Origin of the sequence: Mesorhizobium sp. LNHC221B00, assembly GCF_000502935.1 — a bacterium.
Lineage (GTDB): Bacteria > Pseudomonadota > Alphaproteobacteria > Rhizobiales > Rhizobiaceae > Mesorhizobium > Mesorhizobium opportunistum.
This window is the reverse complement of the sequence record NZ_AYWR01000011.1, coordinates 113,811-126,855: the sequence shown is the minus strand read 5'-3', so window position 1 is coordinate 126,855 and position 13,045 is coordinate 113,811. Positions and strand designations below refer to the sequence as shown.

At 62.0% G+C, this 13,045-nt stretch carries 8 protein-coding genes and 4 pseudogenes; 1 reads left to right on the top strand and 11 read right to left on the bottom strand.

The genetic code is table 11. The features are described 5' to 3' along the window. Nucleotides 1-6: 6 nt before the first annotated feature. A pseudogene (locus X741_RS1000000169755) lies at nucleotides 7-144 on the top strand (IS110 family transposase); the annotation flags it as partial. Between the two features lie 290 nt (nucleotides 145-434). Here the strand turns inward: X741_RS1000000169755 and X741_RS1000000167525 are convergent. The 11 genes and pseudogenes from X741_RS1000000167525 to X741_RS151425 all read right to left on the bottom strand — a co-directional run bounded on the left by X741_RS1000000167525 (nucleotide 435) and on the right by X741_RS151425 (nucleotide 12,908). Beyond that, nucleotides 435-1,919 carry an aminotransferase class V-fold PLP-dependent enzyme gene (locus X741_RS1000000167525; protein WP_051410458.1) on the bottom strand — a complete coding sequence of 495 codons (1,485 nt, stop codon included), beginning with the start codon at nucleotides 1,917-1,919 and terminating at the stop codon, nucleotides 435-437. A gap of 218 nt (nucleotides 1,920-2,137) precedes the next feature. Then, nucleotides 2,138-3,088 carry a methyltransferase domain-containing protein gene (locus tag X741_RS1000000167520; RefSeq protein ID WP_051410457.1) on the bottom strand — a complete coding sequence of 317 codons (951 nt, stop codon included), beginning with the start codon at nucleotides 3,086-3,088 and terminating at the stop codon, nucleotides 2,138-2,140. A gap of 865 nt (nucleotides 3,089-3,953) precedes the next feature. Next, nucleotides 3,954-4,259: a hypothetical protein gene (locus tag X741_RS1000000170900; RefSeq protein ID WP_245272736.1), complete on the bottom strand. Its 306-nt coding sequence runs from the start codon at nucleotides 4,257-4,259 to the stop codon at nucleotides 3,954-3,956. A 324-nt stretch (nucleotides 4,260-4,583) separates the two neighbouring features. Beyond that, nucleotides 4,584-5,832 (bottom strand): annotated as a pseudogene (locus X741_RS01000000166600) (HipA domain-containing protein). Then, entirely contained in the window at nucleotides 5,807-6,136 is a 330-nt protein-coding gene (locus X741_RS1000000168375) for a helix-turn-helix transcriptional regulator (protein ID WP_245272711.1), read from the bottom strand. The pseudogene X741_RS01000000166600 and the gene X741_RS1000000168375 overlap by 26 nt, the downstream one beginning before the upstream one ends. A gap of 306 nt (nucleotides 6,137-6,442) precedes the next feature. Continuing rightward, nucleotides 6,443-6,842: pseudogene (locus X741_RS1000000170895) on the bottom strand (IS5/IS1182 family transposase); the annotation flags it as partial. 131 nt (nucleotides 6,843-6,973) lie between these two features. Next, nucleotides 6,974-8,138, bottom strand: a pseudogene (locus tag X741_RS01000000166590) (FAD-binding oxidoreductase). Between the two features lie 52 nt (nucleotides 8,139-8,190). Continuing rightward, entirely contained in the window at nucleotides 8,191-9,222 is a 1,032-nt protein-coding gene (fni, locus tag X741_RS151410; RefSeq protein WP_198023970.1) for a type 2 isopentenyl-diphosphate Delta-isomerase, read from the bottom strand. Between the two features lie 100 nt (nucleotides 9,223-9,322). Further along, nucleotides 9,323-10,225: a hypothetical protein gene (locus X741_RS151415; protein WP_023778185.1), complete on the bottom strand. Its 903-nt coding sequence runs from the start codon at nucleotides 10,223-10,225 to the stop codon at nucleotides 9,323-9,325. Beyond that, nucleotides 10,222-11,772, bottom strand: a complete 1,551-nt coding sequence (locus tag X741_RS151420; RefSeq protein ID WP_023778184.1) for a hypothetical protein — start codon at nucleotides 11,770-11,772, stop codon at nucleotides 10,222-10,224. Before X741_RS151420 ends, X741_RS151415 begins: the two co-directional genes overlap by 4 nt. 146 nt (nucleotides 11,773-11,918) lie before the next feature. Beyond that, nucleotides 11,919-12,908, bottom strand: coding sequence for a polyprenyl synthetase family protein (locus X741_RS151425; RefSeq protein WP_023778183.1), 990 nt, complete (start codon nucleotides 12,906-12,908; stop codon nucleotides 11,919-11,921). Between the last annotated feature and the right edge of the window lie 137 nt (nucleotides 12,909-13,045).

Here is a 13,045-nt window from a genome sequence, read left to right as displayed (position 1 = left end):
AATACCTGGGCGAACCAGTTGCTCGAACGTAAGCCGGCACGGCTGGTCACAGTCGCTGTCGCCAATAAGATAGCGCCGATCGCCTGGGTGGTGATGGCGCGTGAGGAAAACTACCGCGCGACGCCGTCAATGGCTCGAGGGTAACCGACGGTCGCGCGACATCCAGTTTGGGCAGAAGAGAACGATATCAGTGATGCAGATCCGGTCAAGCCAGGGATCGGGAGAACCTGAGTGATTCAACGCGCCATCGCAGCGCGGCAGCTTGATGAGGGCCCGATCCACCGACACCATAATGGCCAGCCGCCCGAGGCCGCACAAAAAAGGCCGAACACATGAATGAACGTACCACTTCAGTATTGCCACTGTCAGAATCTTCTTGCTCAATGGGGCCGTCCACACATTGAATCACAAACCAGCCTCCCCGAAACCCCAATTTAGCCGCTCAAGTCGACGCGCTTTGCTCGCCAATGAGCGGTCCCGAACTGTGCAGCAGCGACAGGACCGCTGTTAGTGGCAGAGGCCGCTCCCATCACGACATCTCCCTCAAGGCCGTGTGACACAGGCCTTCCAGTGAAGCGATAGTAGAGATGCACGCCTTCGAAGGGCACCTTGCTTGTGAACTCCAACCGATCCAGCATTCCCTTAACTACCAGCGGAGCGTCGAACAAAAGGCCGGAATGAACTGCGTCAAGTCCATTGGCAGAGTTCTCTATGATGAACTTGTGCATCTCCCGACCAGCTGAGAAATCGATGGCAACGGCCCAGGTACCTGCGAGATCGTTCAGCATCAGAAGTTGGTCACCCGGCCGATCATTGTAGGCGCCTGAACGGAAAAACTCCACAATCTTCTTCGCCACGATATGGCAGTCGTCCCGCCTCAGACTGAAGGCATCAATGAGGAAGCTGGACGAAGTCATACCAAAATCACAAATCAGAACGCGGGGGTAACTTTTGAGAAGTGACGCCCTTAAGAGATTGGCATGAGGGCTGGCCGGCATGTCATCCCAGCTTACTCGGAGCCTCGGAACCGACCACTCCGTCGTTTGGTGGAATGCAGTCTTCAGCAGAGGCTCTTCCTTGAGTTCCTTCTCTATGGTGCCAAGATAATCAAAGCACCGATCCAGCTCCAAGTTAAACCTATCCTCTGCGAACCATTGCTCTACAGCAATGACCGCACCCAACATCTGATCCTTGCCTACCTTCATGCAGCGGCCCGCCGCTTGCTGGGGGGCGGAATTGCGCCAGGCGGCTTCAATCAGATCTTGCCGGCCAAGCAACAGGCCGGACGCTTGTGGCCCCCTCATGAACTTTCCGCAGCTATAGATAACGATGTCGGCCCCATGTTGCTGCCATTTGTTGGGGCGATGCAAGAATTCCGAGGCCACGTCGACAACCACTGGGGTGCCATTAGCCCTACCAAGACGTGCTAACTCATTGAACGGCATGGCTCCAGCTTTCTCGCGCATACCAAGGTAGCAAATCATCGCAACTGAATCTGTTTTCAGGACGCCCGCGGCGTCCGCCAGGGAGTGCACTTCGACGATTCGCAGGCCGGCAAGCCGGAAAGCGTGATCATAGATGAACCGGTGGGCAGCCGGCATAAGGACTGCATTCTTGGTTCCAAAAGTCTTGGGCAGACCCAGCATCTTTTCGGGATCGTTTCCCGCTGTGCAAGCCACCGCTGCTAGGAACAACGCTGCGGCACTGCCACAGGTCACAAGCCCGGCTTCGAATCCCGTGAGCTCTGCAAGGCGTAGGCTCACAGCTTCTTTCAACTCTTCCATTATGACGTGGGTTTGTGCCGCTTCCGCCATGGCTTCGACGACTTCCGGCAGTGCGACCGTGTTGCCGTAGAATGACCGCATGCTACCGCAGTTGATGATTGGAAAGACACCAAGCCGAGCGAGATGTGAGGGCATGTCATGCAATTCCTTGTTCGGAATTCAGTGCGCGTGGCGCCAAGTCCGGATAGCGAGAGGCGTATGCCCCGCGGTCTAGGTCAAAGTAGGCGACGGAGAATTGACAAATTGAGCGGTATCACCTTCTTTTTCATCCAATTCGAGAATTCAAGGCAGACGACTACGACACGGTAGAGTAAGCAGAAGTCGGCCTTTGATGGGGCCTGTGATACTGTATTTCACACCCGTCGCCCGCTGCCGACCAAGGCATTGCGCGCTATTCGCGCTTCGAAGTCACCGCGAGAGGTTCGTGTCACGGCGAGCCCGAAATACTCATCAAGAAGCGCGAGCACACGCTGCGTATGGGCCCGGAGCTTCTCTAGCCCGTACATCTTCACGACGTATTCGGCCAGCAATTGGAGAACGCTCTCCTCGTCTCCTGCGTGGAAGACGAACGGGTCTGTGATTCGCTGCACAGTTACCTCATCGAACTGCGCAGCAGCGAACAGGTCGAGCACCTCGCCCGCGGTGAAATGAGGATAGTCATGCGGCGTCACGGAATGAGTTGACACCACGTCAGCGAACCAGCGGGCGGTGGGTGAGCCCTCTTCGAAGTCATGGAGAACAAAGATGCCGCCGGGCCGGAGAATTCGCGCAGCCGCCTGCACAGCGACGGGGCGTTGAGCGCGCTGGATGTGGTGCGTGCCGTAAGCCATCAGCACACCGTCCACCGATCCGTCTTTAATCCAGAACGGATCAGTCGCGCTTTGCCAAATCGCAAAAAGGCCGTCGCGGATGCAACGGTCCACCATGAACTGAGAGATGTCAGAGTTGATGAACGTCGGGCAGCGCGCCGCACCAAAGATCTGGCGGGCTACCTTGTTCACGTATCCGTCACCGGCGAGAAGATCACAGATGATCATAGACGAACAAAGTCCGTCGCAACCATTGGGGTGCATCTTGCCCAAAAGATCCATAACACCCTCCGATCGCGCCAGCAGCGACAGTTGGATGCTATCGAGGTAATCCGACCCACGCCCTTCCGAGGTGAACTCATTGCGCGAGAGATTGGCCAGATTGGTAAGGCAGGCGGATGATTCTCTAATTATTCGGGGCTCGATCGCCTTGAAGGCCACCGGGTTTATCTGTTTCAACTGGACAAAGTACGAATCTAAAATATTTGGAAACACCGCAGTTCTCCGTGATGATCAGTTGCCAGCGAGAAGAGCGACAGAAATTGTCCCCTGCCGGACTCAGCGATGAGAGGGTGAATCATTTAGTTTACAGACCGGCTCTGGAGGGACTGTAGCGGCCGTGGAACATCTTGTGACTGTCGGCATTCAGTGTGGCGTTACTCCTTCTTTTCAGACTGTGTATGCATCTTACTCCGAGTACTGTTATAGAAATCTCCGAAGAACCAACGAGCCACCTCCTGAAGTGGGCCAACTGCGGAACTTGAGAACTTTGTCGTTGCGCGCTCGGTAGATGCAGCAGTATTCGATCAAATAAACTATTGGTTGCACCAGCGAGCACAGACTCGCGATCGTCGGACATCATGCTTATCCGTAAGCATGTCGGTTTTTTATTTTGGCAATTACGGCTAAGGCGCCAGGCACGGTTGCATTGAAGGGCCTTTCTCGCTTCCTGGATGACGCTTGAAATACCGCAGCACCGTTCCACTAACAGTGGCAAACGAGCGTGGCCGAACACCTTCCGGGCAAAGGCGCCCATCGAACTCGCAGAGCACGCCGAAGTCAGATGACATATAATTCTCCTGAACGCGAACTATTCGACAGGAATGTACACTAATCATCGTCACGCATCTGAGAAAATATTATAAATTAAGGTATACACATATAAAACATTTACGAAGCGATTTTGATGAATGTGACTAGTGGATGGCGCCTGACATTTGAATCCCTCTGAGGATTCCCAATCTATGCGAATATGCAGCAAGCGAACGGGAATATCCATCAGCGTGAAGCCTTCGGACCGCAAGCGGTTGAAGGCGATTTTGAAGGATCGCAACGCGCCGCAGAAGCATGTCTGGCGAGCTCAGAGCCAAGGACTTCCCGGGCAACCGGACAGCGAGCTGCGTTCGGCAGGTTTCCTGCGATTTTGCTCGAATGCCGACACCTCAAGGCCGGTTTGTGCGCCGTGCGCAACAAAACAGACCGCAATGACGCACGGGGAATTGCGCACCTCGTCCGGCTCGGCTGGTTCCGACAGGTCTTCGTCAAAAGCGAAGAAGCACAGCAAGTAGGAATGCTGCTCGTCAATCGCCAGCAGCTGATGAACAAGCTTCAGGACATCGAGAATTCGGTCACTGAAGGTCTTCGGATATCGGATCGGCCATGTCACCAAACACTCGTTCGAAGCGCGGGTCCTGGAACTCGTCGGGGACACGCCGAGCCCGCTTGCAATTACGGAGCCGATGCTACGGGTTCGAAGGACACTTCTCGAGGAGTTTTGCCGACTCGACCGCTTAGCCCGAGCCTTGCCTCGGAAAGATCCGATCCGTCGGCGGCTGATGCGATCCCGGGTGTCGGGATGGTGGTCGCGCTTACCTATCGGACCGGCATAGACGCACCAGAGCGGATCGCTGGCATACCATCGATCCACGGCCATCCATCCGGGGCCATGGGCGGATAATTCCGCCATATCACCAACCCAAGGGGACTCGGCTCACTTATCGGCGCAGGAGTTCAGTATCGGCGTCATCGCCTTCACATGTTCGTCGATCCGCTCAAGCACTTTCGCTGCGACAACGTCGCGCTCAGGCAGATGCCACCACTGCTCGTTGACGAGTTCGACGGTCTCGACCACTGCCTTCAGGACTGCCGGCTCCGGAAGCCTTGCACGGTTCGCAAATGCTTTCCATCGCAGTGCTGCTAGCGCCTTGAACGAGCGCTCCCCTCCAAGCGAAAGCACCATGGCGTCGGCGGGAATATATGGCACGGTGGACAGGACGTCGTAGATTGGTGCAAGCGCCGGCTTGTCGCCGTTACCGGGATAAATCAAAGACCAGTTCTTCAGGTGCATGTCGCCATTGCCACCGTCAGCACCAGGCGGCGGACGAATTCGAGAGCCGCCGTAGGCGAGACGGCCGCGCCAAGGGCCGAGGCTATGTCGTGATAAGCGGCGCCCTCATATTTGCGCGAGGGATAGACGCCGAAGACCTGAGCGAAATCCTCGATGTGAATCCTCTCGCCCTCAGCGCCGCGATCGAAGCGTTTGACGAGAAGGACCTTGCCCTCTGACAGCGTGTTGAATTCCTCGGGAATATCCTCGAAATCGGACTTCTCGACAAGTTCGCGTTCAGGCACCTCCATGCCAATCGCTGCGGCCAGCGCGAGGTTGGCGAATTCATTTTCGGAAACGCCTGGAAACGCCGTCGAAGGGAACTTGGCGATGTATCGGCCTTGCTCGTCGTCCATCAGCAAGGTCAGGCCGCCGCCTTTTCCAGTGTTCTTCATGACCGACAGCTTCGTCTGCACGCCGGCAAGTGAGAAGCGTGCCTTGGGCTTATCCTTCAAAGCATCCTGCGAAACCGCTATCGAGCCATCACTAGGCAATGCCTGCACGGCCCCTGGCAGATCGGTGCCGAGTGCTGCAAGCAGATCGAAATCATTGCCTGGCCGCACATTGCCTTCGTGGTGCTTTTCCATCGCCTCGCGTAGCTTCTCCTCCGGTAGGAGGTTCGCGAAAAAAGCCGGCAAGGCGCCCGCCAGAGGCTTCGGATTTTTCCGCAATCCTCCCATCGCTGCCCGGAACGACAGGCTGAGAACCGGCAAGCCGCCCGTCGCGCGGTAGGCCTCATCGAAGTTGAACGCATTGAAATCGACCGGCGTCCTGACGGTGTGCCGACCTTCAGGGTGTCCAGGAGCACGTCCAGCGACGGGATCGTCTTAGGTGCGTGAAAGACTGGAGCCATGATCGTCATCGTCAGATTGAGGAACAAAGGCGGGCAGGTCGTCATCATCATGCGGGCGCAACAGAGCCTGGACAGCCGGCACCATGACTTGCGGAACCAGCATCATTTCCAGACCGAGCGCGCGAGCGACATTCATGAGCGTCGTCGCACGCGCCGCTGCAGCTCCCTTTTCGATATCGCGATAGCGGGGACGGGATATGCCCGCCAAATCAGCGACCTGCTCCTGTGTCATGGTTGCGGCGAGCCTCGCATGTCTGAGAACCCTCCCGATTTCACGTAGAATTTCCGATTCAGAGTCGATCATGAGACCTATACGATCCATTCCAATGCGCGATGATACGCAAAGGTATCTCATCCAGCGAGCAAGTCAAAACTTTTATGATCTGTTCGCGTATCATATATGAAGATAATGATATGCAAAGAGATCATCCTTCTTCGAGGATCTCTCATGCTTTAGCCCCGCACAGCGAACGGCGTTCCTCCGAGAACAGCTGCTATGGCCACCGGGCTCCTCTGATGGGGCCGCCGCCGGTTTGCCAGGCTTCTTGCGGCCTGCGGCCTGGCGCTGCTCTTCTTTTTCGGCCTCGATCCGGCGCTCTTCGAGCGCCGCCAGCTTGGCCTCGGCTTCCAGCGACGCCATCGCCTGCTGGATCTTGGCCAGCCGGTTCTGCTTGTCGCCGGCCCAATCCGGCATCTCGTCGCCGCGCTTGTCCTTGCCGAAAGTCACGTCCTCCTCGGCATCCGCGGCCTCGGCCGCCGTCAGCATGCGAGCGACCTCGGCTTTCAATTCCAGCTCGCGCTTCTTCATGCGCTCATAACTCATCGCCTTGTGTTTCGACGCGTTCGCCTTGATCTTCACCCAGCGCGACATGGCCGAGTTTGACCAATCCTGCCGTCTCACACAGCTTCAGAACCTGCACGAACAGCGCCACGAGCGCCTTCAAATGCCGCTTGCGGAAGTCGCTGATCGACCGGAAATGCGGCGGATCGAGCGCCACGATCATCACAAAATCATTCCGTTCGCGGCAGGCCCTGGCCGGCTGTTTTCGCCAGCTTTGGGCCATCGACCGCCCGTCGCGTTCCTTCGCGCCCCTCTGTCCCTGCATCAAAAGGGCCGTCGCGGCGCACCCGCCCTTCCTGCTCAAATCACATTCAATTCCCTGAAAGCCCGCTCCTCAGCGACACGGCTGTACCCGAACGCCGAGCAATCCACCTTGCGATAGCGGCCATGCACGATCAGTTCGGCTAGCGCCTTGCCGACCGCCGGCCCCTGCTGCAAGCCGTGGCCGGAAAAACCGTTGGCGAAGAGGAAATTGCCGACCTCCGGGTGCGGGCCGATCACCGCGTTCTGGTCGAGCGTATTGTAGTCGTAATGGCCGACCCAGGCGCGTCGGCTTGATCGCCTCGAAGGCCGGAATGCGGGTCGCCAGCACCGGCCAGATCACCTCTTCGAACAGCGGCCAGTCGGGGTCGAAGTCGGCGGGGTCGGCCGGTCCTTCGCCCTCTTCCGGCTCGGCGCCGCCGGTGATGTAGACCGAGCCCTCCGGCCGGACATAGATGCCGCTCGGGTCGACCAGCAGCGGCATGTCGTCATATTTTTCGCGCGCCTCGAAGACGAAGACGTTGCGCTTGCGCGGCTCCACCGGCAGCGCCAGCCCGGCCATTGCCGCCACCTTGCCGGCATTCGGCCCGGCGGCGTTGACGACGGTGCCGGCCTCGAGCCGCTCGCCATTGTCCAGAAATACACCAGTGACGCGGCCGCCTAGCCGCTCGATACCCGTCACCGACGCCGTGATAAAGTCGACGTTCTTCGTCCGCAGTGCCTTGCGGAACAGCATCAGCATCGCATGCGCGTCGAACCAGCCTTCGCCGCTGCGGCCATAGGCGCCGGCGGAAATGCCCTCGACCGACAGCCACGGAAAGCGGCGGACGAGCGCCTCCGCATCCTCGAGCAGGATGTCGGCGCCCTCGGCCATCTGCGCTTCGTGGTTGGCCCGCAGGATAGGCAGCCCGTTTTCGCCGGCAAGGATGAGGTAGCCGCCTTCGCGAAAGCCGATATCGGCGTCCGCGCCAAACTCTTCCCCAAGCCGCCGGAACAGTTTCAGCATGAATTGCGACAGACGGATGTTTTCCGGGATCGAAAACTGCTGGCGGATGGAGGCGCAGGACAGCGTTGTCGCCGCATGGGAAAATTGCGGGTCGCGCTCGACAACTGCAATCGAGCCCGAAAACCCTTCCTCGCGCAGATAATAGGCAACCGAGGAGCCGACGATGGCTCCACCGATGATGACGATGTCGTAATGCACCTTTTCGCTTCTCCAGTTTAGGCACCGCCGCCACGTGCGGGCGATGCCGGCATCAACCGGCGGGCAGATGTGCCGAGGGCAACAAGCGCGCCTGACGCAACGCCGCCAGATCAGCCGAGCCGGTGCAGAAGCAGGCGACGGCCAACTGGCGGATGACGATCTCGAAATGCGCGACAACCGCCTCGGTGGATACGGTGGCCGCGCGCAGCACGCCGGCTGCCTGCCCGGCGATGTCCGCGCCCAGGCGGATAGCCTTGGCCACGTCGACGCCGTCGCTGATCCCGCCCGACGCGATCAGCTTCACCGCTGGCAGCGCCCGACGTACCGCCTGCACGCTGGCCGGGGTCGCAATCCCCCAATCCGCGAATGCCATTGCCACTGCGCGGTCGGCGGCATCGCGGGCGCGCTCGCCCTCCACCGCGGCCCAGCTGGTGCCGCCGGCGCCGGCGACATCGATCACCGCCACGCCCGCCTCGACGAGCGCACAGGCCACCGAGGCGGACAGGCCCGACCCCACTTCCTTGGCCACGATCGGCACGCCGACGCTGCGCGCGGCGCGAGCGATCTGCGCCAGGACGCCGCGCCAGTCGCGGTCGCCCTCCGGCTGTACTGCTTCCTGCAGCGGATTGAGATGGACGATGAGTCCATCGGCCTCCAGTGCATCCACCGCCCGGCGGGCAAGGTCCAGGCCGTCGGGCTGGCGCAGTTGCGCGGCGCCGATATTGGCCAGCAAGGGAACGTCTGGGGCGAGGCTGCGCAGCGCGCGCGTCAGCCCCTGGGAGTTGCGGGATTGCAGGCTCACGCGCTGCGAACCGACGCACATGGCGATCCCCAAGGCTTGCGCTGCCTCGCTCAGATGCCGGTTAATGGCCTCGGCGCGTGGCATGCCGCCGGTCATGGAGCTGATCAGCAGAGGCGCGCGCATGGTCTTGCCCAGCAGCGAGGCGCTGAGGTCGACCTGCGTCAGGTCCAACTCGGGCAATGCGCAGTGTTCGAAACGGATGTACTCCCAGCCGGCGGCCTTGGCCCGTGCCGTTCGCCGATCCAGCACGATGTCCAGGTGGTCGTCCTTGCGCCGGCTCATGTTGGTGTCGCTGATGCTCGCTTCTTCCGCCGCATCGGGCGACGGCGTTGCGTCGGGTCGGACCGACGGCAGCGCGCGCACGCCGCCGTTTCCCCCGCGTTCAGGCCGGCGCACGCTGGCCTCCGCCTGCAGCGTCGCTGCGGTAGCGACTGTTTGAGGTCTGGTAGTACTGAGCGTGCATGGCCGCCATGGCCTCGATCAGCGGTCCCCACGGCGGGGGAAAGCGTTCTTGCGCCATCACCCGGTGCAGCATGCGCGTATGGCCGGCCAGCTCATCCTTGAGGAACTCCACCACAGGCATAGCCGGATAGCGCTGCAGCAGCAGGATCGCCGCGTTGTCGCCCTCGCCGGCCGACCTATCCTTTTCGCGTCCATGCAGATCGTTCTGCAAGCGCCCTATCGCGGAGATGAGCCGCAGGGCCTGGCGAAACGCCGGACGCGCGCGCAAGGTCGCCATGTCCAGCCCCCACAGCAACGACAGGCAACAGAACACGTTCGTGTAGGCGATCGAATCGATGCCGTTGTGCAGGTACTCGGCGTAGGACCAGCGTTCCGCCCCTGCCGCCTGCGCGTGTCCGGCGCGCAGCGCCGCGCAGTAGCACCGGGTATGGTAGAGAAGCTGAGCATAGTCGCGAGGATCGTAGGCGAGCGCGGCGAGCGAAGTGCGCAGCACAGCACAGCCCTCGAATCCGGGAAGCACGCACGGCACGCCCTGCCCCAGCGCCTGCTCCACCGCGGCGAGCTGCTCCGGCGCGATCAGGTCGAGGTCGTTGCAATCGTCGAGCCAGAACAGCAGGGCCAGTTCGCGATAGAACGCCACGATCAGCGTTTCGTCCAGCGGATCGCGGCCGGTGCGGGCGCTGGTGTCGCGCAGGCTCGGGTGGATGCGCTGCAGGATGTACTGGCCGCCCCTGACTGCTTCCACAGCATGCTCGTCGGCGAACCCGGTCAGGGAACGCCCCCACTCCAGCACGTGCTGCAGGGCGCGATCGGTCGGGATCATGACCCCGCTCCTGCTCCCTCGGCCGAGACGTGCCGCCCCCAACGAACCGCCAGCCACAACCCGGCGAGTTCGGCCACCCGCACCACCCGGGTGGGGCAATACAGTTCCTTGCCGATCCACAGCGGCGTCTGGGGCGATGCATGGGCTGCGTGGCGGGCGAGCATCCACTTCAGCGCACGCCCCACCGCCTGCGCGATGCGCCGGCGCCCTGCCGGTTCTTCGGTCCCGTCTATCACGTGCAACGCGAACAGCGCATAGGCGGTTTCCTCGAATGTGGACGCGCGACCGGCGCCCCAGCCGCCGTCGTCGCGCTGCGTCCGCAGCAGCCCCGCCAGCGCGCGCTCGTCGCGCCACTGGGGCTTGCCTTGCGCGAGCGCAGCAATCGCATGCGCGGTGGGATACAGCCACGAAACGTGCCATTTTTCGTTGTCCCATAGACCGTGCGGGTTGCGATTGGCCTCGACGTAGGCGCTGGTGCCGGCGGCGGGCTTTCCCAACATTCGCAACGCATGCAGGGCATGGATGTTGGTCGACACCGAGGCATTGCGCTCGCCGGGGAAGGTGACGAACAGCTCGCCGGTTTCGAAATGGCGCAATGCATCGACCGCCGGGTCGTGGCCTGCAAGGCGAAGGACGCACAACGCAACGGCGGTGTCGTCCGCATCGGCCGCGAAGTGCAAGGCCGGGCCCAGACCGCGCACGCCCAGGCGAGCGTCGAGCTGCGCGATGATCACTTGCACCGCCTCGGCGAGCGCGGGATGCGCGAACAGACCGGCCAGATGCAGGGTGTACAGCGACCAGCATGGCTCGAACACATTGATTGGCCAGACGTTGGGAACGACACCTTCGATGCCGGTGCGCGTCGCCCGCGATGCCGCCTGCAGATACCCGTCGGTGCGCCCGACCTGCGGCGTTCTTCTCTGTATCACGGCGTGCGCACGCCACGCGGCGGTGGCCGCCGGACTGATGCCGATGCTGCCGTCGTCGTCCGGGCATGCGGTGGCCGGCCACGTCCCCCAGGCTTCCCAGGAGTGCAGCAACGGATGGCCGCTCGGCAACGTCGCCACAGCCCCCAGCTTGACCAGGCGTGCTTGCCGCAACGGCAACAGCGCCGGGTGGCGCGAAAACGCCAAGCCGCCCAGCAAGGATGCGGCCTCGTCGCACAACTGCGGCAGGATCAGCTCCGCGCCGATGGGCGCGTCTTCCGGCACGGCATGCGCGTAGGGATCGGGCTGGCGCTCGAGGAACCGGATTGCAGCCTGGGCTGCGTCGGCAACGCCGGGAAGAGGATCGGCACGCTGCAATGCCAGCAACGCCGCCCAGGTAGGCGCATGGCGAAACAGCGGGAAGTCCGCACTTCCCCATCCGCCATCGGCCTGTTGCTGCGCGATGAGCCACGCGTATGCGTCGTGCCGACCGGTGACGTTGCCGTCGAACTGCAGAGCTCGCGCCGTGTCGTATACGGACGGACCGACGCTACCGCCGTCGCTCATCTCGCTCAGCAGATGACGCAATTCGGAAAGGATCTGTTCGGACAGCGCGTTCACGCGGTATGTTCCTTCTGCAGAGGGCTAACGAGAACAGAAACGTGCAGACGCCGCGCACGTCGCCGCCGACACGGACACAGTGCAGCATGCAGCGCCCGCCGGCCGATCGCACCAGCACAGGGGCGAGTCCTTACGGATGGGCGCGCTCATGCGTGTGGCGCGGACAGATAGACCTTGGCCCGCTGCAGCATCTGCGCCAACCCTTCCGCACGCGGCCCCAGAGGGGCGATGGCCTCCCCGGCGTCGTGCAACAAGTACAGCGCGAACTGGCGCGCAGCCTGCAGCCCCATGATCGACGCGCAGGTCGGCTTCTGCGCCGCCGCGTCCTTACCGGGAGTCTTGCCAAGAGTCGCGGTATCCGCCGTCGCGTCGAGAATGTCGTCGGCCACCTGCAACGCCAGGCCGAAACAGGCGGTGTAGCGATCGAGCGCTGCATACAGCGCAACGTGCGCGGCATCCTCCGCGATGGAGTATAGCGCGCCCATGCGAACCGACGCGCGCACTAGCGCTCCGGTTTTCATCCCGTGCATCGCCAGGATCCTGTCCAGCCCGGCGTGCTTTCCGACCAACGACAGATCCATGGCCTGCCCGCCTGCGGCACCCTCGGCGGACACCGCCTGCGCCAGTTCGCGCACGAGCGCGATACGGTTGTCGCCCGGCGCATCCAGGCTCGCCAGGGTCAGGAAGGCGTGGGCCTGCAGCGCATCGCCGACCAGGATCGCAGTGGCTTCGCCGAACTTTACGTGCACGGTCGGAAGGCCGCGGCGAAGCACGTCGTCATCCATCGCGGGCAGGTCGTCGTGGACCAGGGTACAGGCGTGCATCATCTCGATGGCGGCGCCGACGTCGTCGAGCATGTGCGCCGGCGTGCCCGCCAGTGCGCCGGCAGCCAGACAGAGCAAGGCGCGGGTGCGCTTCCCGCCATGCAAGGTGGCGTAGCGCATGGCCGCCATCAGCTCTGTCTTACCGTCGTCTTTGGCGCAGAGCAGACGCCCCAGAGCCTGTTCGACCGCCTTTGCGCCGTCCTGCATCCAGATCTCGGGGAGCAGCCCGCCAGATGCGCCGCGCGCCTGCGCGCCCAATCCGCCGGATGCGGAAACGCCGATTCGGTCGCGTGGAGTGGAACCGGTCTGCATGTTGTTGATGTCCTTGTAGCTGAGACGGCCACGGCGAGCGCAAGCCGTCACGGTGTTGCCGGCGTCACACCAATGCGTGCGCTGAGTGCAGCAATGCCGCACCCCGCCGGCGCCGCTGCCTTGCCACACAGGGCATG